17 protein-coding genes are annotated in these 21,716 nt (G+C 56.4%); 2 read left to right on the top strand and 15 right to left on the bottom strand.

All coding sequences use genetic code 11. The features are described 5' to 3' along the window. Positions 1–93: 93 nt before the first annotated feature. The 6 genes from H5P30_RS21070 to H5P30_RS21045 form a co-directional block, all read right to left on the bottom strand. Positions 94–2,214, bottom strand: a complete 2,121-nt coding sequence (locus H5P30_RS21070) for a dynamin family protein (RefSeq protein WP_185694896.1) — start codon at positions 2,212–2,214, stop codon at positions 94–96. Between the two features lie 268 nt (positions 2,215–2,482). Then, a complete protein-coding gene (locus tag H5P30_RS21065) occupies positions 2,483–3,643 on the bottom strand; it encodes a DegT/DnrJ/EryC1/StrS family aminotransferase (protein ID WP_185694895.1) in 1,161 nt (386 codons plus the stop codon). 2 nt (positions 3,644–3,645) lie between these two features. Beyond that, the gene (locus H5P30_RS21060; RefSeq protein WP_185694894.1) at positions 3,646–4,629 is read right to left on the bottom strand and encodes a KpsF/GutQ family sugar-phosphate isomerase; all 984 of its coding nucleotides are present in this window, start codon (positions 4,627–4,629) and stop codon (positions 3,646–3,648) included. Next, positions 4,622–5,104: a Holliday junction resolvase RuvX gene (ruvX, locus tag H5P30_RS21055; protein ID WP_185694893.1), complete on the bottom strand. Its 483-nt coding sequence runs from the start codon at positions 5,102–5,104 to the stop codon at positions 4,622–4,624. The genes H5P30_RS21060 and ruvX overlap by 8 nt, the downstream gene beginning before the upstream one ends. Beyond that, positions 5,104–6,183: a mannose-1-phosphate guanylyltransferase gene (locus H5P30_RS21050; protein ID WP_185694892.1), complete on the bottom strand. Its 1,080-nt coding sequence runs from the start codon at positions 6,181–6,183 to the stop codon at positions 5,104–5,106. Before H5P30_RS21050 ends, ruvX begins: the two co-directional genes overlap by 1 nt. 182 nt (positions 6,184–6,365) lie before the next feature. Continuing rightward, complete coding sequence (locus H5P30_RS21045; protein ID WP_185694891.1) at positions 6,366–7,799, bottom strand: excinuclease ABC subunit UvrC; 1,434 nt, start codon at positions 7,797–7,799, stop codon at positions 6,366–6,368. A gap of 137 nt (positions 7,800–7,936) precedes the next feature. Here H5P30_RS21045 and H5P30_RS21040 point away from each other — a divergent pair, with 137 nt between their 5' ends. Beyond that, complete coding sequence (locus tag H5P30_RS21040; RefSeq protein ID WP_185694890.1) at positions 7,937–9,220, top strand: CinA family nicotinamide mononucleotide deamidase-related protein; 1,284 nt, start codon at positions 7,937–7,939, stop codon at positions 9,218–9,220. A 22-nt stretch (positions 9,221–9,242) separates the two neighbouring features. On the opposite strand, the gene H5P30_RS21035 is transcribed toward H5P30_RS21040, so the two are convergent. Both H5P30_RS21035 and glgB read right to left on the bottom strand, forming a co-directional pair. After that, complete coding sequence (locus tag H5P30_RS21035) at positions 9,243–10,202, bottom strand: transposase (RefSeq protein ID WP_185694889.1); 960 nt, start codon at positions 10,200–10,202, stop codon at positions 9,243–9,245. 113 nt (positions 10,203–10,315) lie between these two features. Continuing rightward, positions 10,316–12,535 carry a 1,4-alpha-glucan branching protein GlgB gene (gene glgB / locus H5P30_RS21030; RefSeq protein WP_246460071.1) on the bottom strand — a complete coding sequence of 740 codons (2,220 nt, stop codon included), beginning with the start codon at positions 12,533–12,535 and terminating at the stop codon, positions 10,316–10,318. A gap of 118 nt (positions 12,536–12,653) precedes the next feature. Between glgB and H5P30_RS21025 the strand changes: the two genes are divergently transcribed. After that, on the top strand, positions 12,654–14,948 hold the full coding sequence (locus tag H5P30_RS21025; RefSeq protein ID WP_185694888.1) for an LPS-assembly protein LptD: 2,295 nt from the start codon (positions 12,654–12,656) through the stop codon (positions 14,946–14,948). Between the two features lie 101 nt (positions 14,949–15,049). Here the strand turns inward: H5P30_RS21025 and H5P30_RS21020 are convergent, their stop codons facing one another. The 7 genes from H5P30_RS21020 to H5P30_RS20990 all read right to left on the bottom strand — a co-directional run bounded on the left by H5P30_RS21020 (position 15,050) and on the right by H5P30_RS20990 (position 21,675). Then, positions 15,050–16,282, bottom strand: coding sequence for an ABC transporter permease (locus tag H5P30_RS21020; protein ID WP_185694887.1), 1,233 nt, complete (start codon positions 16,280–16,282; stop codon positions 15,050–15,052). Further along, positions 16,279–16,992 (bottom strand): ABC transporter ATP-binding protein, encoded by a 714-nt coding sequence (locus tag H5P30_RS21015; RefSeq protein WP_185694886.1) that lies wholly within the window; start codon positions 16,990–16,992, stop codon positions 16,279–16,281. Before H5P30_RS21015 ends, H5P30_RS21020 begins: the two co-directional genes overlap by 4 nt. After that, complete coding sequence (locus tag H5P30_RS21010) at positions 16,992–18,089, bottom strand: efflux RND transporter periplasmic adaptor subunit (protein ID WP_185694885.1); 1,098 nt, start codon at positions 18,087–18,089, stop codon at positions 16,992–16,994. The genes H5P30_RS21015 and H5P30_RS21010 overlap by 1 nt, the downstream gene beginning before the upstream one ends. Next, the gene (locus tag H5P30_RS21005; RefSeq protein WP_185694884.1) at positions 18,086–19,669 is read right to left on the bottom strand and encodes a TolC family protein; all 1,584 of its coding nucleotides are present in this window, start codon (positions 19,667–19,669) and stop codon (positions 18,086–18,088) included. Before H5P30_RS21005 ends, H5P30_RS21010 begins: the two co-directional genes overlap by 4 nt. A gap of 89 nt (positions 19,670–19,758) precedes the next feature. After that, on the bottom strand, positions 19,759–20,451 hold the full coding sequence (gene rnc / locus H5P30_RS21000) for a ribonuclease III (RefSeq protein WP_185694883.1): 693 nt from the start codon (positions 20,449–20,451) through the stop codon (positions 19,759–19,761). Beyond that, complete coding sequence (locus H5P30_RS20995; protein ID WP_185694882.1) at positions 20,448–21,242, bottom strand: ParA family protein; 795 nt, start codon at positions 21,240–21,242, stop codon at positions 20,448–20,450. Before H5P30_RS20995 ends, rnc begins: the two co-directional genes overlap by 4 nt. 172 nt (positions 21,243–21,414) lie before the next feature. Further along, entirely contained in the window at positions 21,415–21,675 is a 261-nt protein-coding gene (locus H5P30_RS20990; protein WP_185694881.1) for a hypothetical protein, read from the bottom strand. Positions 21,676–21,716: the final 41 nt, after the last annotated feature.

Below are 21,716 nucleotides of genomic sequence, written 5' to 3'. Positions count from 1 at the left end.
AGCCGGAAAAGCTGCTAACAAAAAAAGGGGACAGATTCTGTCCCCTTTTTTGTCGGCGAGAGGCTGGATGCCTCTTCGCCTGTCGTAATTGTTTCAGGATTCCTTCTCTTCCGTTTCGTTGTCGGATTCGTCTTCCGAAACAGCTTCTTCCTTTTCCTCGGAAGAACCCTCCTCTTCGTCTGCCTCGATTTCAAGCGGGGCAGGAGCGAACTCGTTGCGAATGGAATCGAGCTTTTTCCGGAGGGACTCGAAGTCGTTTCGGAGACGGGTGCAGTTCTTTTCGATGATTTCGTGCTGACGCTGCGCCCGGCGGGCGGCCTCGAGTTCTTCGAGCGCCTTTTCGCGATGGTCGTCGAGAAGTTCCTCCAACATCGCTTGGAAACGGCCCACGAAGGACTTCAGGTATTCCAAACCGGCCTGACGCGGGTGGTCCACTAGGTTTGAGATCATCTGCTCCTTGAGATAGTCGGACAGGAATTGGCGGCTATCGTCTCCGAGGCGCTTCTCTTTCTGTTCGGGTGCCAACGGTTTGGACGGAGTTTCGAGATTGCCGAAGAGAGCCTTGCGGACGCGCTTTCTGGTGCGGAGGAGGAGATAGTCGAGAAATGCGCGATTGACGGGAATTTCTTCCGGCGGGATCTTCACCGAAGCGGGTGGTGTCCCTCCCGGAGACTCTGCGGCCTCCATTTCACTGAGAAGACGCCGGTTCAGATCGATCTTCAGCGACATCAGCGCGCTTACTTCGTCCGGAGAAAATTTTGCCCCTGCGTTCGGTTCGGAGAGAAGGCTGCGCATGCGTTGACGGCTCTCATCCATCATCGTCGAAGCCTCGCGTTCCAGAAGAGGTTCGAGGCGATCTTTCTCGAGTTGGAGTAGGCTCTCGTCGGATTCGAACCATCCGTCGATCACGTCGGAGACGCGGGTGGTCAGGCGTTTGAGGTAGCGTTCGGAATCCGATTTGAGGACTTGCTCGTGCTCCTGCATTGCTTCGGCGAAGGACTCGTTCCAATCGATCTCGCGAAGAATATCGACCGCCGCGACTTGATCGTTTGCGGCTTGGACGCGGTTCTCGACGTTCTGCTTCAGGATTTGGAATTGGTCGACGGCCCGGGGACCAAGATGGTTTTCCAATCCTCCTTGCATCCGGTCGACACGACGGAAGGTGTCGGTTTTAAATTCGCGAACGTAGCCGCTTCCGTTGAGATATTCCTCGAGGTCATCGTTCAATGCCTGGAAGCGCTCGTGTCCGGGACCTCCGTCGATTTCTTCGGAGGAGAGGGAATCTTTGCTCAAGACCTTCTGGGCGGAATGGAGGAGGTCGATCGGATAAACCTGAAGGCGGCCTTCCTCGAAGGCATGGCGAATGGTGGTGTTGACCGCCAGTGAGCGGAAAGTCTCGATGACGCGGTCCGGATCGGTGCTTTCGAGGCTGGGGCGCAAGCGTCCGTCTGGCTCGAGATCCTTCTTGGAGTGGTCGGTGTTCACCACCAGGAAGATCCGGCTGAAGTTCGAGAGGAGATCGTTGAACTCGTCGAATACCGGTTCGAGGTAGAGGTTGTCGGCTTTCACGACAAAGATCGCGCAGGCCGCGCGATCTCGGAAGTCGCGGGTCATGCGGTCGTATCCGAACTTCATCTTGGCGAAGAGCCCAGGAGTGTCGACCAGGACGGCTGCTCCTTGGTCGAGTTCCGTTGCGGTCAGGCCGATGTCGACGCGACGGATCGCCTGTTTGAAATGAGCCTCCGGATCAAAGGTTTCGCCGCGGTCTTCCGTTTCCTTGATGGCGCGGGCGAGATCGGTATGGGCGTCGCGAACGACCTGCTGCAGGGTGGAATTGTCCGGAAAGGAAGTGGTGGTCCCATCGTAACGGCGAAGGGAGTATTGGGGAGTTTCGGTGTGGCGGACGTAGACGAGGCACGGGTAGGCCGGGAGGCTTGAGACCTCACTCACGTAGGAGCCGCTGATGGCGTTCATTAGCGTCGACTTTCCGCTTTTGAGCGGTCCGAAGATCAGGAGGTAGGCTTCCTCATTTTCGATTTGCTCAATGATCTTCTTCATTTCCTCGCGGTCGGCTTTGAGACCGTTGAGGAGGTCGCCGAGGTCGAAGGGCTCAGCGGCACGATGGATTTCCGGGAGGGCCTTATCGACCGACTCCTGAAAAGGTTTTAGGGTTTGGGAGAGTGTTGAGCAAAAGTCTCGGATTTCAGTTCTCATAATAGTAGGTAGGTCCCGGGAATTCGGAGGTGGAGATTTTCGATTTCAGAGGGTTCTGGCTCAATGCGCCATGTGCTCTATAGCACACTAGGAGCCAATTCTAATTTCAACTGGAAAACCTGTTTCCTTTTTCGAATGTCACCGAAATTTCTCCGAAATTCCCGGTAATCTCGGGGAAATGGGTGCTCTGCAGACAGATCTCAGAATGGGGAGAGCCGCTCGACGGTGGATTTCTGTGAGCGGTGCGAAAATAATCCGAAAGTGTTGGCTACTGGTTTAGCCAGGAGAGGACTGCCTCGGCAACTTTCTCGCGTTCGTCGGAGGTGAGTTCCGGGAAGATCGGGAGGCTCACGCATTCGTCTGCGACCATTGCGGCGGTCGGGCAGGCGTCGGGCGAATACCGTTCGAAGCACTTTTGCTGGCTCAGTGGGAGGGGATAGTAAATCTCCGTGCCGATCTCGTGCTCCTGAAGGTGATTGCGGAAAGATTCCCGAGCTCCTTCGCCGGGGATGCGGACCGTGAACTGGTTCCAAGTAACCTCGTTGTGAGAATAGGTGAGGGGAAGGATGAGGCGGGCCTCAGGTTGGGTAGCGGTGGCGGTGTCTTCCGTTGGGCTGAAGACCTGTGGATTTTCGCCAAAGGTTTTCAGGTAATACTCTGCATTGGCTTGGCGACCTGCATTGTAGGAGGAGAGGTGGGGAAGCTTGATCCGGAGGAGAGCGGCTTGAATCGCGTCCATGCGGAAGTTTCCACCGGTCTCGGGGTGATAGTATTTAGGCTCCATCCCGTGAACCCGCATGATCTTGGCCCGCCCGAAGTCGATGGGATCAGATGCGAGGACGAGGCCGCCATCACCGAATCCACCGAGATTTTTGGTGGGGAAAAAGCTGATCGCCCCGTAGTCGCCGATGGAGCCGACATAGTCGCCATGGTGCTTGGCGCCGATGGATTGGGCGCAGTCTTCGATTACCCGGAGCCCATGTTTCTGGGCGATGGGCATCAAGCGGGACATGTCTGCTGACTGTCCGAAGAGGTGCACGGGAATGATCGCCCGGGTCTTTTCCGTAATCGCCGCTTCGACCGCTTCGGGAAGGAGATTATAGCTGTAAGGGCAGACGTCTACGAATACGGGGCGGGCTCCGGTGCGGGCGACGCATCCGCCTGTGGCGAAAAACGTGAAATCGGGGAGGATGACTTCGTCGCCAGGTCCGATGCCAGCAGCCATGAGAGCGAGGAGGATCGCGTCTGTGCCCGAGCTGACGGCGAGGGAGTTCACGCTGCCGAGAGCTTGAGCTGCTTCAGCCTCGAGGCCGTCAATTTCGTCGCCCATAATGTAGCGGCCGGAGCGGAGAACGCGTTCGGCGGTAGCGAGCAGCTCATCCATGAGCGCATCATTTTGGCGGGTGAGATCGAAGAGGGGAATGGACATGGTCAGGAGACCGAAGGTTGATAAATGTCGTGAAGACGGATGAGCCCGAGGAGCTTTCGGTCGCTTGGCTCGACTACGGGTAGAACAGAGATTTGAGAGGATCGGGCTTCCATGAGCTCGGCGGCGGTCTGGAGATCCATCGTGGGAGCGGCGCAGACGGGATTGGCGGTCATGCATTCCCCGACTTCGTGCGTGAGGAGGTTTTCGTCCGCTTCAAGCCCCCGGCGGAGGTCCCCGTCGGTGAATATCCCGAGGAGGCAACCATTCAGGTCCACTACGCAGGCGGCTCCGAGTGGTTTGCGGGTCATGGCAAAGAGCACCGACTTCACGGTGGCGTCGGGGCCGACGATGGCAACTTGGTCGGGGTGATGAAGGACCGACTCGACGTTGAGATTGAGGGCCTTACCGAGCTGGCCGGAAGGGTGGAGACTGAGAAAATCGTTGCGGGTGAACCCGCGGGCTTTGACGAGAGCTCCGGCGAGGGCGTCACCGATTGAGAGAGCGAGGATGGCGCTCGAGGTGGGGGCGACTCCCAAGGGGTCGGCCTCCTTTTCCACCGAGGCGTCGAGAACGACATCGACCCAACTGGCCATTGGTGAATTGCGATTGCCGAGGATGCCAATGATCGGGGATCCGGTTTTCTTGATCGCCTGCTCAAGACGTAGAATTTCTTCTGTGGCGCCCGACTTGGAAATTGCCAGAACTGGATCACCGGAAGCGAAGAGGCCGAGGTCGCCGTGAACCGCTTCGGCTGCGTGGAGAAAGACAGCCGGAGTCCCGGTGCTGCGAAAGGTCGCGGCGATTTTCTGCCCGATCTGGCCCGATTTTCCGATTCCAATGATCACAACCTTGCCGGCCGTGCGGAGGATGATCTCGACCGCTTGATTGAACTCGTCGCCCAGTCGTTCGGCACCTGCGTGGATCGCTTGTGCCTCCAGTTCCATTATCTGGCGACCAATGGTCGAGGCTTCGGAGGTTTCAGGCATGGAAATCATGGTCGCAGTTGTCGGGGTCGGGATCAAGCAGGAGTTCAGAAGGAAGCGGTCCGAGGCTGTCCAAATACTCGCGCAGGATGAGGGTCGCGGCCGCGGAGTCCAGCTGGCCGGTCTTGCGTTTGCGACGGGCCTTTTTCAGGTTCCAGTGCTGTCCAGCATCTTGGGAAGAGAGCCGCTCGTCGACGAGATGGACCGGGAGGGGACAGCGTTCGGTCAGGCGATCTCGGAAGCCTTCGACGACTTTCGCCATTTCCCCGGCGGTGCCATCCGGACGAGCCGGGTAGCCGAGGATGATCGCTTTAACCCGTTTTTCTCCGATTACTTTCTCAATATAGTCGAGGCGCGAGTTTTCGTCTCCGTCGATCGCGGCATTGAGGGGGACGGGAACGCGAACTTCATCGGCGTGGGCGAGGCCGATTCGCTTGGTCCCGTAGTCAATGGCTAGCCAGGATTCGGCTTGGTTCATCAAAGATAATTCTTCCCGTCTTTCAGCGCCTCGATCTTTTTCACCAGTTTCTTCACATCCTGGGCGCGGTCTTTCGGGCAGATCAAAGTGGCATCGCCGGTGTGGATCACCATGAGATCGTCGACGCCGACAATTCCGACGAGGTGATCGCCTTCGGAGATGATCAGGTTGTCGCTACTATCCTCCGATACCGTGGTCCCCTTGAGAATGTTGCCGTTCTCATCTTTGGGGAAATGGCGCTCGATCGCGGGCCAGGAGCCCACGTCGTCCCAGTCAAAAGTCGACTGGACCATGACCACATTGTCCGCCTTCTCCATGACGGCGTAGTCGATAGAGATTTTTTCCAGTTGAGGATATTCCCGCGGAAGAATTTCGGTGAGAGCTTCTCCCGAAGAGAGAGCCGAGCGGATCGCGGAAAAGGAAGCATGCAATTCGGAGCAGTGTGTTTCAATCGCACCGAGGATGGTTCCCGGACGCCAGACGAAGATTCCGCCATTCCAAAAATAATTACCTTCGTCGAGGTAGGATTGAGCGGTTTCGAGGTCGGGCTTCTCGACAAACCTTCGGACCGGAAAGACGTTGGACGCTTCTGCGGAATCCGCCTGAATGTAACCGTACCCGGTGGCCGGAAAGGTTGGATCAATCCCCACCGTTGCGATTACAGCGTCTTTTTCCGCAGCCTCGAAGGCCGCAAGCAGGTCCTTGCGGAAAGCCTCGGTATTTTGAATCACATGGTCGGCGGGGAGCATGGCAAAAGCGTGGTCGCCGACACTCTTCTCAACCAAAAGGGCGGCAAGAGCTACGGCTGGAGCTGTGTCGCGTCCCACGGGCTCGGCGACAATTTGCTCGGTGGGGATTTCCGGGCAGATCTCCCGAACCGCTTCGACCTGCTCTTGATTGGTGATCACCCATACTCGCTCAGGTTCGACCAATCCTTTGAGGCGGTCCACAGTTTGGCGGAGCATCGGCGATTCGCCGACAATGGGAAGGAGGTGCTTGGGGCGGGTAAGGCGACTCTGAGGCCAGAATCGTTCCCCCCGACCTCCCGCCATGATGACTGCAGATCTTTTTACTTCCATTGGCCAAAGTCTACGGGGGTGCCTCGAGAGTGGAATCATTTTTCGCTCTTTTTGCCGAGAAATCGACGAGGGCGAATGTTCTCATCGACGCCGATACTTGACCTGATAAAATTAACCAGGTTAAAAATAAGTTGACCGGACTTCGCTATGTGGAATGAGTTAGCATCCGGAGGGAGGAAGGTTTAAGGAGTGGGGGAGTTCCCCGCCGGCCCGCCTTGGGCGCGCTGAAGATGATCGTAGATCTGACGGGCGAAGTTGGGGCCGATTCCGCTGACATTTGAGAGCTCTTCGAGGGTGGCGCTGCGGATTTGATGGATTGATCCGAAGGCTTGGATGAGCGTTTCTCTTCGCTTCGGTCCGAGGCCGGGAATGTCATCGAGAACGGATTCGCGGATTTTTTTCGATCGGAGCTCGGCATTGAAGCCATTCGCGAAGCGGTGCGCTTCGTCGCGGATTCGCTGGAGCAGCCGGATGCCGGGATCGTGGAGGGGGAGGCGTAGGGGTGCCCGCTCGCTGGCGAATATGATGGTCTCTTCCCTTTTCGCCAAGCCGATGAGAGGAGGGGGTTCGAGGTCGAGGATGAGGAAGGCCCGGAGTGCTGCCGTTACCTGGCCTTTACCTCCATCGATGACGACGAGATCTGGAAATTTCTGGCCTTGCTCGGCCATCCGTCGGTAGCGGCGACCTACGACCTCTTCCATGGAGCGGAAGTCATCGTTCCCGTCGAAAGAGCGAATCTTGAAACGCCGGTAGTTCTTCTTTTCGGGGCGACCATCAACAAACCGAACCATGGAGGCTACAGTGAAACTCCCAGAGATGTGGCTGATGTCAAAACACTCTATGGACGTAGGGGGCTCGTCCAGATTGAGGGCTTCGGTGAGGCGTGCGGCCCCGTCTTTGGAAAGGTTGTGTTCAGGAAGGGATCGAGTGAATTTCCGGGTTTGTTGAATGGTTTTGCGAAGGGCCAGGAGGGTGTCGCGGAGAGCCGCAGCTTCCTCAAAACGATGTTCGGCGGCTTTTTCCCGCATTTCCGTTTCCAGGTCTTTGAGCCACTCGCGGCTTTTCCCGTCGAGGAAGGTGCAGGCCTCTTGGACTCTCTCTTGGTATTCCTCAACAGTGAGCTCGTTGGGGTGACCGTAGATTTCGGAGCGTGCGTCGTCATATAGTCGGATCCGTCCATCGGGGAGGTTTTTGGGAGAGGCGTCCGCGAGGATGATGCCAAATTTTTGGCGCATCTGCGAGAGGGTTCGACGGAGGGGGCCGGCGTGGGCAAAGGGGCCGAAGTAGATGGAGCCATCTTGTGTTCGGTTCCGGGAGAGCCGGAATTTGGGAACATCGTTGAAAACGTCGACGCGGATGAGGAGGAAGCGCTTATCGTCAGTGAAATCGGTATTGTAACGAGGGCGATATTCCTTGATCAGCCGACCTTCGAGAAGAATGGCCTCCGCCTCCGAGCGCACCTCGATGGTTTCCAGATCGTGAACCAGAGTGACCATGGTCCGGATCTTCGGTTGGTCGATTTGACGGAAGCGTCCTGGCTGGAAATAGGAAGACACGCGTTTCTTCAGGTCTTTCGCCTTTCCTACATAGATCACCTCGCCAAGGCGGTCCTTCATCAGGTATACACCTGGTGTGTGAGGCAATTGACGAAGAATTTCCTTGATTTTACCTGTCTCTCGAGTTCGCAATTTTTCAGGATCTCTGTAGCTTCCTATTTTGTCAAACGACGGGGAAACCCGCTGCAATTAATTCCATGAGCCATAAATTTTCAGTAGCAGTAGTCAACGTGGGCGATGAGCTTTTGCTCGGGATCCGCGAAAATTCTCACCTAGGATACATCGGGCAACTCGTCTCGAGACGAGGCGGGGATTTGGTTCATGCTCATGTGGTCAGGGACGACGTTGACGAGATTGCGGAGTCGATCGCTGCGTCGATGAAGCTCGCTGATATCGTTTTCGTAACCGGGGGGCTGGGGCCGACAGCAGATGACTTGACCAAGGAAGCAATGGCCAAGGTTCTAGGATCCAAGCTGGTCCATGATTCTTCGGTGGAGAAAGTCATCCGCGAAAAATTTCAGTCTCTAGGTCGGAGCATGTCCGAAAACAACCTGCGGCAATGCCTGCGCCCACCCGAGGCGGAGATCATTGAAAACCGCTGGGGTACCGCGCCGGGGCTCAAGATTCACCGAGAGGAGAGTTTTGTCTACCTCTTGCCAGGACCGCGGTCGGAGCTGCGACCGATGTTGGAAGAAAAAGTTCTTCCAGAGCTGGAGTCCAAAGGTTGCTTGTGTGACTGCTCCTCATGGCTCCAGTTGAGGACCGCGGGTCTAGGGGAGTCGGCGGTGGAGACTCGTTTAGCGTCGATCATGGAGAGCCGTCCTCATGTGCAGTTCGCATTTTGTGCGCATGCGGGGATCGTGGATGTCCGTCTATCGCCCTCCGGCCCAGATACGGGTACGGCGGCTGTCAATCAGGTGGGCGAAGAATGCCGTTTGATGCTCGGAGAGAACTTTTTCGGATTCGGGGATGATTCGTTGGCGAAGATATTGATCCTGCAGCTTCGCTGTTGGGAGAGATCGCTTTCAGTCGCCGAATCTTGTACTGGCGGGCTTCTCGCGAGCTCCTTCACCGATATCCCGGGAGCTTCCAAAGTATTTGCCGGTGGAGTGGTCGCCTACACCAATGCGACGAAGGTGCAAATGTTGGATGTTCCAGAACCGATTCTCCAGCAGCACGGAGCGGTGAGTGCCGAGACAGCAGTAGCCATGGCAACCGGGGCTGCCGAGCGCTTGGGTTCGGACTATGCATTGGCTGTCACCGGATTTGCCGGACCGGATGGAGGAACCGCCGAGAATCCGGTAGGAACGGTTTACGCCGCCCACTTTTCTCCCTCCGGAGTTTGGTCGAAGAGGCTAGTTCTTCCGGGAGATCGGGTCGCTGTGAAAGAAAGGGCGGTCAACGAGACGTTGGACTGGGCCCGCCGCACGCTCAATCGCTACAAGCTCCATGATTTCCTTGCCTGTCCTTGTGAGGAATGAGGAGAGGGCGCTTGCTTTCATCTTAGCTGAATAGCTTTTTTCTTAAGCCATTTCCGACAGAGAGATTTCCCCAGTCGGCTCCCTTCATTGGGTAGGGTCTTCGAGGCAAGACCTTGTTCCCCTCAGGATCGGATTGGCTCCTCGCCTCAACAAACTCGGGAGAGCCGAGGATTTTCCCATCGGTAAAGTAGCGAACGCGGCATCGCAGAACGACGGAGAGAGGCAATTTCCCCTTTTCTTTGGTCAGCACGCGGACGGCTTCTTCTCGGGTGATTGAATGCTTTTCCGATTTTTCACCAGATCCGGCCCCATAGAGGGTTTGGCGATAACCAGCCAGATCCTTATCGACCAGAGAAAGCCCGGAGCGAGCCAATCTCCCGCCTCCAACCGCTTCCCCATAGCCGCAAAATCGATAGTCTTTCGGATCCTCAACGAGACCCGCCCGTACGGCGTTGAGATCGATATAGGCAGCTACAGTTTTCAGTGCCCACCGATCGCCTTCAACGAGAACACTCTTAAATCGCTCTGACCACACCGGACCAAAACGATCCCGGGACTTATTAAACCAGAGGGAAAAACGCTGTTTGAGAGTTTTCATCAGCCAGGAAATGTCATGCATCCTCCCTGTAAGGGCCTTTCGCAGAGCGATCCCTTCCAGGGTGTTTTGATGAAGATGTTCCTCCAAAATCTCTGCTCGCATGGGCTGCCAAGGAGTTGGAGCGGGGTAGAGCCGACGGTAGCGGCGAACAATCTCATCATCCGAAACCCGCACATCGGAGGGAACCTCGACCAGTAGGTGAAAGTGGTTCTTCATGACCGCATAAGTGATGATCCTGACCCCAGAAAACTCAGAAACCTGCCAGATCATTTTCCTCAAAATCTCCCTCTCCCGATTTCCAAACATGTCCTCTCCATTAACGGTACGGCTCATGAGGTGGTAGTATGAGGTTTTTTTTTGGATTTTTAATCTTTTTCTGCGCATGGGTTAGATTCCCAATTTAAACCAGAAACGTCAAACAGATTTAACCAGGTAAAATAATTAACACTGGCAAAAGGATTTTGGCCCTAAAATGTAGAGGATATCTCGGCTCCGGTTTATTGAAGCTGAAAAATGCTTACGGAGAGCGGGGGGAGGGCGATTTCTACGCTGTGGGGTCTGCCGTCCCACAGGGTGGGGTCGGAGTTTATTCCTCCGTTGTTGCCAGCCCCGGTTCCACCGTATTCTGCGGCGTTGGTGTTGATGCACTCTTTCCAGAAGCCTGGATACGGGACTCCTACGCGGTAGGCTTGGTGGTCTACTGGAGTAAAGTTTCCGACGATTAGGAAGCTTCCTTGTTTGCTGTCTGCTAGGCGGACGAAGGTGAGGACGCTGTTTTCGGTGTCATCACAATTGATCCACTGGAAGGATTCGGCGCGGTGGTCGGTTTCGGGCAGGATTGGCTGGTTTTGGTAGAGGAAATTGAGGTCCTTAACCAAGTCTTTGATCCCGTAGTGGTCGATGTATTCGAGGAGATGCCAGTCCAAGGCGCCGTCGTAGCGCCATTCGGAGGATTGGCCGAATTCGCAGCCCATGAAGAGGGTTTTCTTTCCGGGCCATGCCCACATGAGGGCGTAGAGGGCGCGAAGGTTGGCTGCTTTTTCCGGGATGTGCCACATGCCCATTTTCATGAGCATGGAGTTCTTCCCGTGAACTACTTCGTCGTGGGAAAAGGTGAGGACGAAGTGTTCAGAAAAGTTGTAGAGCATTCCGAAGGTGAGCTCGTTCTGGTGCCACTTCCGATGGATGGGATCTTTCGAGAAATAGCTCAGGGTGTCGTGCATCCACCCCATGTTCCATTTGAAATCGAATCCGAGTCCGTGCTCGCTGGTCGGTTGCGATACTCCGCCGAAAGAGGTGGACTCCTCTGCGATTGTCACCGCACCGGGGTAGTAGTTGTGAACGAGATCATTGACGTTGCGGAGGAACTCGATCGCTTCGATATTCTCCCGTCCCCCGTATTGATTGGGGATCCATTGGCCTTCTTCTCGCGAATAATCCAGGTAGAGCATCGAGGCGACGGCATCGACTCGGAGGCCATCGATGTGGAAGCGGTCGAACCAGGAGAGGGCGGAGGCGATGAGAAATGCGCGGACTTCGTGACGCCCATAGTTGAAGATCAGAGTGCCCCAGTCCATGTGCTCTCCCTGACGGGGGTCGGCATGTTCGTAGAGGTGACTGCCGTCGAATTCGGCCAATGCGAAGCTATCCTTCGGGAAGTGTCCGGGGACCCAGTCGATAATGATTCCGATGCCTCTCTGGTGGAGGGTATCGACTAGAAATTGGAAATCCTCGGGAGTGCCAAAGCGGTAGGTGGGGGCAAAGAATCCAGTAACCTGATAGCCCCACGATCCGGAAAACGGATGTTCGGCGAGAGGTAGGAACTCAATGTGGGTGAATCCATTTTCGGCGACGTAGTCTGCGAGTTCGACCGCCATTTCGCGATAGGTCAGCGGGCGATTTCCATCGTCGGCGACTCGCTTCCATGATCCCGGATGAACTTCGTAGATGGAGATTGGTTCCTTTTTCCAGTCCTTGGTGGAGCGTCCCTGCATCCACTCTTGATCGCTCCATTTGTATTGGTTTACGCGGCAGACGATGGAGGCGTTGTGCGGTGGGGCTTCGAAACGGGTGCCATAGGGGTCCGTTTTCAAGCGAAGGCTGCCGTCAGCTCCATGAACTTCGAATTTGTAGGTGGTGCCATCGCCCAATCCGGGGATGAACAGTTCCCAGACTCCGGAACTTCCCAGCGAACGCATGGGGTGATAGCGACCGTCCCATTGATTAAAGTCGCCAACGACCGAAACCCGCTGGGCGCTGGGGGCCCAGACGGCGAAAGCCACTCCGGGAACTCCATCGATAATTTTCTCGTGAGCGCCCAGCTTGTTGTAGATGAAGTGCTCGTTCCCTTGATTGAAGAGGTAAAGGTCCTGTTCGCCGAGGGTGGGCAGGAAAGAGTAGGGGTCGAAGAACTGACGGATCTCTCCGTTGGCTTGTTCAATACGGAGCCGGTAGGGCTTTACCGCTTTGATTTTGTCGGTGAATCCTTCGAAGAATCCGGTCTCATCGACTTTTTTCAGGGCGAAGCGGACCTCGTTTTTTTCCGATTCGACGGTGACGGCCTGGCAGCTCTCGGCATTCTGAAGAAACGCCCGGACGACTACGCCCTCTTTTCCTTCTTTCTTCGCGGGATGCATGCCGAGCTTGGAGTGTGGCTCTCTTTCGCTCGCTTCGATGATTTGGGTCCGTTGAGATTTGGGAAGAGAATATTCTGCCATAGTCTGTGTCTTTTTGGGTTGGAGCTTTCGCGTCTGGTTGGTGCAATGTTCACACGGAATGATCCGCACTTCAACACAATCCCCAGCGATTCGGCGTACTTCTCGAGTAGGTCGTGCTTTGTGGACCTCATTTTTCTTCAGTTTGCTCGGAAGCACCGGATCTTTGGGGGCGGAGGATGGAGTCTCGATGCCGGAAAGTCCGCTGGAGATTCTTTCGTCCGGTAATTTGGATTACGATTTTGAGTCCAACACGATTACGGCGGCCGGTCCGGTTGAGGCAGACTACGGCCCTTATCGGATGAACGCTGGGACGATTTCGTGGGACCGGGAGAACGGAATTATTCGAGCGAACGGAGGGGTTCAGCTGGATAACACTGGCAATGATTTTGATCGAACCCCGAAACGCCGGAGCGGTGATTTTTTCGAGGTCTGGTGGCCTCAGTCTTATACGGAGATCCCTTTCATCATGAGTGCAAACTCCGCGGTCCTGGGGATGGAAAGTCGCTCCGTCTCTGCTCAGGATGGGGTTTCGGTGCGCTTTCCCTATGGACGAATGAACGCGACCTCGCTGAATGTGGCCGCTGGTGAAACCCGCGGTGAGGGGACCTTGGAGGGGCAGAATATTCGGGCGGGAAGTGGCAGTTTTCTGGTTGATGCTGAAAAGGTTGAGGCCGATCAGGATGAAACGAATTTAACCCACGCCGGTGTTTTTCTTTCGGATCCGAATGATTGGGGTCCAAGGGTTTATGCGGATCGGATTCGGCATCGAAGTGGAGAGCAATATATTACCCTCTACGGGGTCACGATCGGAGTCGGCCCGGTTCCGATTCTCTATTTGCCCAAGGCTTGGATGCGTGATTGGGACTTGGGGATCTCTTTTGATCTCGGAGGCGGCTTTAGCGATACGTTGGGGACCTACGGTGAATTTGGGTTGTCCTTCAAAGCGACCGATTTTCTTCGTTTGAGCCCTTCGGTTTCGTACTTTGGGCGACGTGGATGGTTGCTCTCGCCGAATTTCAATTGGAGCGAGGAGTCAGAGTCGGGCGAATATTATACGGATGGATCAGTCCTGGGGGGCTACATCTACGACCAAGGCAGTTCTTCTTTACGAGGGGTGGATCGTTTTGGGAATCCGATCGAGCGTTCCCGTGGTTACGTTTTGGCACAAGGGATGGCGAATCAGCGGAAGGGTTGGAGTTTCGTCAACCAGTTTGAGTTTCGCTCAGACACTGAGGTCTTGCGGGATTTTCGACCCGGTCTTGAAAACCGTTACTTTGCTCCCGAATCCTTTTCGGAAGTGTTGGTGCCACTGGGACCATTTAGTTTCTCGGCTTTGGGTCGATTCCGGACGCTCGACATGAGCGAATCGCTTGAGGCGACGCCGTCGGTCACCTTGGATTTGAATCCTGCGTTTCTGGGAGATACCCCAATCGTTCATGAAGGTTGGGTCAATTTCTCCCAATTGGAACGGGAGGATTATACTGGAGCGGATCAAGCTTCGGCGAGCCGAGGGGAGGCTGCCTACCGCTTGAGTTACACGCTACCGACCGCAAGTTGGCTCACGATAACTCCGGTCGGGGGAGTCCGGGAGCGGGTTTATCAGAATGTTCAGAAATCGGGGGATGATGGCAGCTCGACGCTCTTCGAGCTTGGTTTTGATCTCGGGACCGATTTTTACCGGGAGTGGCCGGTGAAGAGTGAAATCTGGAACATCAATGGCCTGGTTCACCAGACCCGACCGATGATGGGCTACCGTTGGATGCCGCAATCTGGAATGGGAGAGCCGGACATTCCCAATATTTATCCCGATGTCTACACGAGTGGAGTGGATCCTCTTGGATTTTCCAATCTGGTGTATCGGTCCGATAACGGGGCGGAGCAAGTATTGCGAATTGGCTGGGAAAACCGGTTTTTGGCCGGTGATTTTGAGAATCCCTCTCTTCTTCGCGATTTGGGAACCTTTGCGATCTATCAGGATTTTATAGAGAGCCGGGCGGGGGCGGAGAGTCTGCCCGACAACACTATGTTTGCCTTCGCAGCCGATCCGGCTCCGTGGTTGGGGCTCGAACTTTTCACGAGAGTGGAAACGGAGAGGGTGACTCTCATTGAGTTCGTTCCCGGGCTCAGCCTTCGGGATGGCGACCGCTGGGAGAGCACGTGGTATTTTCAATCGTTGCAGCACGAGGTGAACGAACTTCTCTGGGATGCTGAGGTCGCCGTGAATCGCAATAATTGGCTCCTTTTCGAAATGCGATACAGCGGTCAGCGGCAGACGATCACCAAGCAGGCTTATGGATGGCGACATCGGCTGGGAAATGCCTGGTTGCTCGAAGCCAAAATGATTTTCCGCCAGGGGGATACCCGTGAAGGGAATTTTCAGGTGAACTTCGGATTTACGAGCCTCCTCTTCTAGAATTAGCGAAAATTTTCAGTTTCGTGCTATGTCAATAATTTAAAAGTAACCAGGTTAAAAATAGTTTACTGGGAGCGCAGGGCTGAATTTGTAGATGCGGGTTATTCGTAGCGTAGGGCTTCGATGGGATCGAGCCGTGCTGCTTTGAGGGCTGGATAGAGGCCGGAGAAGACCCCGACGGCAGCGCTGAAGGCGAAGCCGAAGATCATTGCGTTGCCCGGGAATAGGTTGATGTTGGCTCCTCCAGGGATGAAGGCAGAGAGGAGTTGGAGGAACCCTACGCTGAGGACGATCCCGAAAATGCCTCCGATGACGCTGATGACGGTGGACTCGACCAGGAACTGGAAGAAGATGTCGGAAGCGCGGGCGCCCACGGCCTTGCGGACGCCGATTTCGCGGATCCGTTCGGAGACGACGGCGAGCATGACGTTCATGATGCCGATCCCACCGACGAGAAGGGAAATGCCAGCGACGCCGCCGAGAGAATAGGTAAAGGAGTTTTCGAGCTTCTCGAATTCTGCGAGCTGTTCTTCCCGGGTTTGGATTTCAAAATCCTCGATGCCGTTATGACGCTGGAGGAGGACATTCTCGACCTGTGGAATGAGATCGCGGAGGTCCTCGTAGCGGGAGACTTTGAGGAGGATCTCGCTGACCGTTTCATCGCCGCGGAATCGTTGGGCCGCGGTGCGGGAGGGAATGAAGACTCGCCAGTTTTTCCAGCGGAGGGCGTTGCGGCCGTTCTGGTCGAATTCAAAGTCCTCGAGGATGCCAATGACGGTGAAGGGCTGATTCTTGATGCGGATTTGCGATCCGAGGGGATCTTCGTCGGGCTCGTAGAGGCGGCGAACGACTTCGGCACCGATGACGGCGACCGGGCGGGCATGAAGATTGTCGAGATCTCCGACAAATCGTCCGCGGGCGATCGGGTAATTCTCGATGAGTTGGATGTCGGAAGTCACTCCCTGGACTCGGTTGCCCATGCGGCGGCTGCCGCGGACGATCCGGGTCCAACCAAATTCAACCTGCGGGGTGACGTACTCGGCGAGAGGTACGGAAGCCTGAATGGCTTCGACATCGGAAAGGCTGAGTCCCGGAGAGAGGAAGGCGATGTGGGATTGGCTCTCCGGAGGTTCTTTGGAAGTAATGGTGACCTTTTCGATCCCTCCCGTTTCTTCAAAAAAGACGGTGAAGTTTCTAATCATACCCTGGACGACCCCGATCATGGCGACGAGGGAGGCCACCCCGAGAATGATCCCGATCATGGAGAGGAAACTGCGGAATTTGTGGCTCCAGACCTCACGAATTCCCTGCTTGGCGATGGTGACTAGGATCATCGTTCGACCTCCTCTTCGGTGACTTTCCCATCGAGTACGCGGATGACTCGGCGAGTCCGCTGGGCGATCGATTCGTCGTGAGTAACGAGGACGAGGGTATTGCCCTCGTCGGCTAGGCGATCAAACAAGTCGAGGATGTTGGCGGCATTGCGGCTGTCGAGGTTCCCGGTTGGCTCGTCGGCAAGGAGAATGCGAGGGCGGTTGATCATGGCACGGGCGATGGCGACCCGCTGGCGTTCTCCTCCGGAGAGTTGAGAGGGGCGGTGATGCACGCGGTGGCTGAGTCCCACGCGATCGAGCATCTCCTTGGCGGTTTTGTCGGGCTGCTCCATCTTGCGGCGGGCGTATTCGACGGGAAGGAGGACGTTCTCAATGACCGAAAGGCGGGAGAGCAAATTGAAGGACTGGAAGACGAATCCGATTTCGGTAGCTCGTAGTTGAGCTTGCTCACCTCGATGGATGCGGCTGACATCGCGATCACCCATAAACATCTTGCCGCCAGTGGGCTGGTCCATGAACCCGAGGATGTGCATAAGCGTACTCTTCCCTGAGCCGGAGGGACCGAGAATGGCGGAATAATCGCCGCGGCAAATCTCGAGGTCGACACCATCGAGGGCACGCACGGTCGTTTCGCCGAGCTCGTACTCCTTCTGGATGGATTCGAGGCGGAGGAGAGTTTCTCCACGAGGTTTGGGATTCGGCCCGCTCATCATTGGATGGGGCGGGTCATGCGTTCCATCCCCGGAGGACGAGTGAGGGAGACCTTTTCGCCCGGTTCGGCCCCGTCGATGATCTGCACATACTCGGTGTCGCTGAGCCCGGTCTTCACCTCCCTGAGATCATAGTCGCCGTCGGGCTGGAGGACTACCAGAGTCTGTTTCCCTCGAATCTTGAACACCGCCGAAATCAGGACGGCTGGCACGTCGGAAACCTTTTCGATGGGGAAGACCAGATTGGCGGTGATCCCGGATCGCAGACGCTCGTCGACGGCGGGAAAAGTGACTTCGACCGGAAATACCCGGACGCTGTTTTCCTCGCTGCCGAAGCGGGAAATTTCTGTGATTTCGCCGTCGATGACCAAGTCGGGGATGGAGTCGAAGCTGATCTTGACGGTGGTATCCTCGTCGATGCGCATGACATCGACCTCGTTGATGGAGGATCGGACTACGAGTTCACTCAAATCATTCACTCTCATGAGAAGAGTGCCTTGGTTGACTGAAGTGGCGCCGACGATCACCTGGCCTTCATTGACATCGAGTGCGGAAATGACGCCTGACTGAGGGGCGAGGATGGTGGCTTTATCGAGATTGTCGCGGGCGGTCTCGACCCGGGTGCGGCGAACCTCGAGGTCTAGCTTCGACAGTTCGAACTCGGTCTGGGCATCCTCGAGTTCGCTGGTGCGGGCAAATTCTTGTTCACTGAGGGTTCGCAAGCGGTTGAAGTTGCGCTCGGCTTGTGCGACTCGGAGCTGATAGGCCTGAAGGTTCCGTTCGGCCTCGGAGAGTTCGTTCTGAAGAGTGCTGCGGTCGAGCTCGATGAGTTTCTGTCCGCGCTCCACGGTATCGCCGGCTTCGACGAGGATGGTGTCGATGCGGCCGCTGATTTCCGAGCGGACCTCGATGGAAATCTTGGGCTCGACGATTCCGGCGGCCTCAATGTTCTGCTCGATGGTGCGGCGAACGACCTCGAAAGAGGGTTGGTCTTTTTTGAGATCTTGGTTCCGCGATTTTTGCCAAGCGTTCCAGAAGTACCAACTGGCTCCCCCCAGGGCAGCGAGAATGATAATGAAAAGGATAGTTTTCTTCATGATTGAGGATCCTCGGGCTGGCTGGAATTCTCGGAAAGATTGCGACCGATGAGGTGCTGAGGGTTGAAACCGTTTTCCTCGAAAATGGTCCCATCGAGCTGGCCAAGCCGGGTGTGGGCGAGGATGGTCGCGAGGGTCGCGTTTACCTCACGCAGGCGCGCATCGTCGAGAAGACGGGCGGCGTCCAGGACATCGCTGATGTCGGACAGTCCTCGCTCGCGGCGGGCTTCTTCGCTCAAGAGAACTTCCTTTCGGAGAAGGACTGTGGCCCGGGCAGTTTTCAGCTGGGCCTTTCCGTTCTCGAGTTGGCGCCAGGCGGTGCGGACTTCCTGGCGCACCAGGGCCTCGGCCTCGGAAATTTGGATTTCGGTTTGTCGGAGTCGTAGAACGGTTTGGCGCTTGCGGGCTTTTTGTTCGGCGAACCCCCAAGGGAAGGAGAGTTCGACTCCGGCCCGCCAACGATAGCCGTCCTGATCCCAAGCGCGGCGGTAGGATTCTCCCAGCTCATCTTCGCGCCCTTGGTAGTCACCGCCCAAGACGAGATCGAGGTTTGGCCGGGTCGTGTTGCTGACGACAACGAGGTCGTAGTAACGCTGGTCCAATTCCTTTTCCAGAGCCCGCCGGGTGGGGTCAAAATTGAGGGCGCCCGTGAGAATGGCGGAAAGGGATTCGGTCTCCACCGGGGGCTCGGGAAGGTCGACGGTGGCGAAGCGGGCGGAAGGGGTTGCGAGGTCCTCTCCGAGGATGAACCGGAGGCGGTCCTTTTCATCGGCGAGCTCTTTCTCAAATCCCAGTCGATTCTCCATGCGGGTGGCCAGTTCGGCTTGGGACTGGAGAATGTCGGAGCGAGTGGCGAGCCCTAGGTCGAATTCCTTCTTCGTGCGGTCGAGAATAGTCTTGGCAAGGTCGATACTGGATTGGCTAAGCTCGAGGCGTCTTTTCGCTGCGGCGACTTGCCAGTAGGCGGTGATGAGGGTGTCGAAAAAGTTCGCGAGAGAGTCTTCGAACTCGATCTGACTCTGGATGTAGCCCGACTCCGCGCTGCGAAGGGGGGCGAGATTGACGTCGCGGCCAAAGTTGCGGAGAAGGGGTTGGCGGATCTCGACGCCGAAGTCGGACCGATAATCCGGATCGAGAAGGGCGTTGGAGGAGTTGGTCTCGTAGCGGTTAAAACCAGTGCCGGCGGTGACTTCGGTTCCCGGGCTGAAACGCTTGGAAATGTTGGCATCGGTCGTCATGTCCTTGTCCTGGGGCTGGGCGGCGCCATCCAGAGTGCTGGAAGCCTGGGCGGATTTGGACTCGGCCCAGGAAACCGAGGCGGAAAGCGTGGGGTCAAAAGTCGACTCGGCGATATTGGTGTCTTCCTGAGCAATGAGGGGATTCAGCGTCTGGACCCGGAGGTTGTAATTGGACTGAAGGCCGATCTGGAGCGCATCTCTGAGGGGCAGCACAAGGCCTTCGTTGGACTTCGTGGTCTCGGGTGCGTCCATCGCCGCTACAGAATCAGCGACGGTTCCGGGATCCGAATAGGCACTGGTAGCCAGAAAGCAGAAGGCGGTGATAAGCCGGGGAAAATGCATGGAAGATCCATCTTGTAGACCTTTTCCCTCTCCACGCAAAGACAATGAAGAATTTATTGCGGATTTTCGCGGAGTGGGTTTTCGAAAGATCAACCCTTCCGGAGTTTTTCGAGCGCTTGCCGGGCGGCTTCGGTTTCGGCTACTTTTTTGGAGGGGCCGGATCCAGTGCCGTAAACTTGGCCGCCGATGCTGACTGTAGATTCGAAAAGGCGTTCGTGGGGTGGGCCGTCGATTTTCACAATCTCGTAGACGGGACGTTCGCCGCACGGGTCGGACTGGGTTTCCTCCTGAAGCGCACCCTTGGGGTTTTCCTCGGTGGAGACGAAGGTCTCGACATCGAAGGAGCGCTCGCCGAAGAGTCGACCGAATACTTGGCGGGAGGCTTCGAGTCCGCCGTCGAGGTAGATGGCCCCGAAGATGGCTTCGAAGGCATCCTCCAGGGCCGCTTTGTTTTCGTGGGTACGATGTTGGCGGGCGATTTCGCCCATTATGAGATGCTCCCCGAGCCCCATTTGGCGGGCAAGATCGGCGAGGGATGGGCCGCGGACGAGGCTGGCGCGAGTGGTGGTCATCTGCCCCTCGGCGGCCGTGGGGTTCTCACGAAAGAGTTTTTCGCTAACGACGAGCTCGAGAACGGCGTCCCCGAGGAATTCGAGGCGTTGGTTGGTCCGCGTGGCAATCCCCTCGGACAAGGCGGAGGGATGAGTAAGGGCTTCTTCGAGGAGACGGGAGTCCTCAAAGCGATAGCCGATGAGTTTCTCGATCTCCTGGGTCTGACTCATTCGCCCTTGGACGGTTTCAGACCGAAGCGGGAGATGAACTCTTGGGCCAGTTTTTCGTAGGCCAGAGCCCCGGAGCTGGACTTTTCATACTCAAAAATCGTTTGCCCGAAACTAGGAGCCTCCGTGAGGCGAATGTTGCGGGGGATGACCGAGGAGAATACTTGATCGCCGAAGTGGGAACGCACCTCGGAGACGACCTGATTGGAAAGGTTGGTGCGGATATCGAACATCGTCATGAGGATGCCAGCGACCTCGAGGTTGCTGTTCACCCCGCCTTCCTTGATCTGCTTTTGCATGCTGAGGATTTCGCCGAGACCTTCCATCGCAAGATATTCGCACTGCAAGGCGACGACGAGATAGTCGGCTGCAGCGAGGGCGTTGAGGGAGAGGACCGTCGAAGAAGGAGGGCAGTCGAGGATGATCGCCCCAAATCCGTATTCCTCGCGGACGGCGTCGATCAGGCCCTTTAGGCGGAAGAGGTAATCCTCATCGCGCGGAAGCTCGACCTCGGTAGCGACCAAGTCACGTTCCGAGCGAATGGCGAAAAGATGTTCCCGGCCAGACTCGACGATCTTCTCCGAGAGGGTGCCTTCCCCCATAAGAGGGCCGTAGGCGCTGGTGCCTTCTTCTTTTTCCAGGCCCAGGCCGCTGGTCGCGTTGGCCTGCGGGTCAAGGTCGATGAGAAGGGTGTCGATCCCGTTCGCGGCCAGACCGGCAGAAAGGTTGACGGCGGACGTCGTTTTACCGACACCCCCCTTTTGATTAGCAATCGCGAATACAGGGCTTTCCATGGAGAAGAGGAGTGTTCGTATCCGCCGCTGGGAAGCAAGAAAAAGTGCGGGAGGTCGGATGTTGAGGTAGCGCTCGATGGCCCATCGAGCATTGCGTTGGATAGGGGCTGGGTTGGCTGGGTAGTTATGGGTTGGTGGATTCGAACTGGGGTGCGGCTTGGGCCAAGCCGCGCTACCGGTCTAGATTTTCCAGGTCCCATACGTAGGGCCAGTCTTCGGGGCGTTTGCAGAGGTTGGCTCGGACTGGATTTTGGCGAATGTAAGAATCCTTTTCTCGGTATTCTTGAAGGGTGCGGATTCGGTGATCAAAGAAGCCATCTTGCCATTGGATTTTCGCAAATCGGGCGAGATAGCGTTTCCAGTTCTTGATCAGAATATCCAAAGGCTGCCGACGACGGTCATAGCGTAATATGGTATGAAGGTGATCTGGCATTAGCAGGAAGAGGGAGACGAACCAGATGTGAGATCTCTGGC

The organism is Puniceicoccus vermicola (assembly GCF_014230055.1).
GTDB lineage: Bacteria > Verrucomicrobiota > Verrucomicrobiia > Opitutales > Puniceicoccaceae > Puniceicoccus > Puniceicoccus vermicola.
Note: the sequence above shows the minus strand (reverse complement) of the source record. Positions and strands in the feature narration are given on the sequence as shown.

Coding starts and splice junctions, on each gene's coding strand:
- ruvX (WP_185694893.1), bottom strand. CDS start 5,104: ATGAACCAAGCCGAATCCTGGCTAGCCATTGACTACGGGACCAAGCGA.
- H5P30_RS21035 (WP_185694889.1), bottom strand. CDS start 10,202: ATGCGCAGAAAAAGATTAAAAATCCAAAAAAAAACCTCATACTACCAC.
- H5P30_RS21005 (WP_185694884.1), bottom strand. CDS start 19,669: ATGCATTTTCCCCGGCTTATCACCGCCTTCTGCTTTCTGGCTACCAGT.
- H5P30_RS21050 (WP_185694892.1), bottom strand. CDS start 6,183: ATGGAAGTAAAAAGATCTGCAGTCATCATGGCGGGAGGTCGGGGGGAA.
- H5P30_RS20990 (WP_185694881.1), bottom strand. CDS start 21,675: ATGCCAGATCACCTTCATACCATATTACGCTATGACCGTCGTCGGCAG.
- H5P30_RS21045 (WP_185694891.1), bottom strand. CDS start 7,799: ATGAAGGACCGCCTTGGCGAGGTGATCTATGTAGGAAAGGCGAAAGAC.
- H5P30_RS21060 (WP_185694894.1), bottom strand. CDS start 4,629: ATGCCTGAAACCTCCGAAGCCTCGACCATTGGTCGCCAGATAATGGAA.
- rnc (WP_185694883.1), bottom strand. CDS start 20,451: ATGAGTCAGACCCAGGAGATCGAGAAACTCATCGGCTATCGCTTTGAG.
- H5P30_RS21020 (WP_185694887.1), bottom strand. CDS start 16,282: ATGATCCTAGTCACCATCGCCAAGCAGGGAATTCGTGAGGTCTGGAGC.
- H5P30_RS21065 (WP_185694895.1), bottom strand. CDS start 3,643: ATGTCCATTCCCCTCTTCGATCTCACCCGCCAAAATGATGCGCTCATG.
- H5P30_RS21040 (WP_185694890.1), top strand. CDS start 7,937: ATGAGCCATAAATTTTCAGTAGCAGTAGTCAACGTGGGCGATGAGCTT.
- glgB (WP_246460071.1), bottom strand. CDS start 12,535: ATGGCAGAATATTCTCTTCCCAAATCTCAACGGACCCAAATCATCGAA.
- H5P30_RS20995 (WP_185694882.1), bottom strand. CDS start 21,242: ATGGAAAGCCCTGTATTCGCGATTGCTAATCAAAAGGGGGGTGTCGGT.
- H5P30_RS21070 (WP_185694896.1), bottom strand. CDS start 2,214: ATGAGAACTGAAATCCGAGACTTTTGCTCAACACTCTCCCAAACCCTA.
- H5P30_RS21015 (WP_185694886.1), bottom strand. CDS start 16,992: ATGAGCGGGCCGAATCCCAAACCTCGTGGAGAAACTCTCCTCCGCCTC.
- H5P30_RS21010 (WP_185694885.1), bottom strand. CDS start 18,089: ATGAAGAAAACTATCCTTTTCATTATCATTCTCGCTGCCCTGGGGGGA.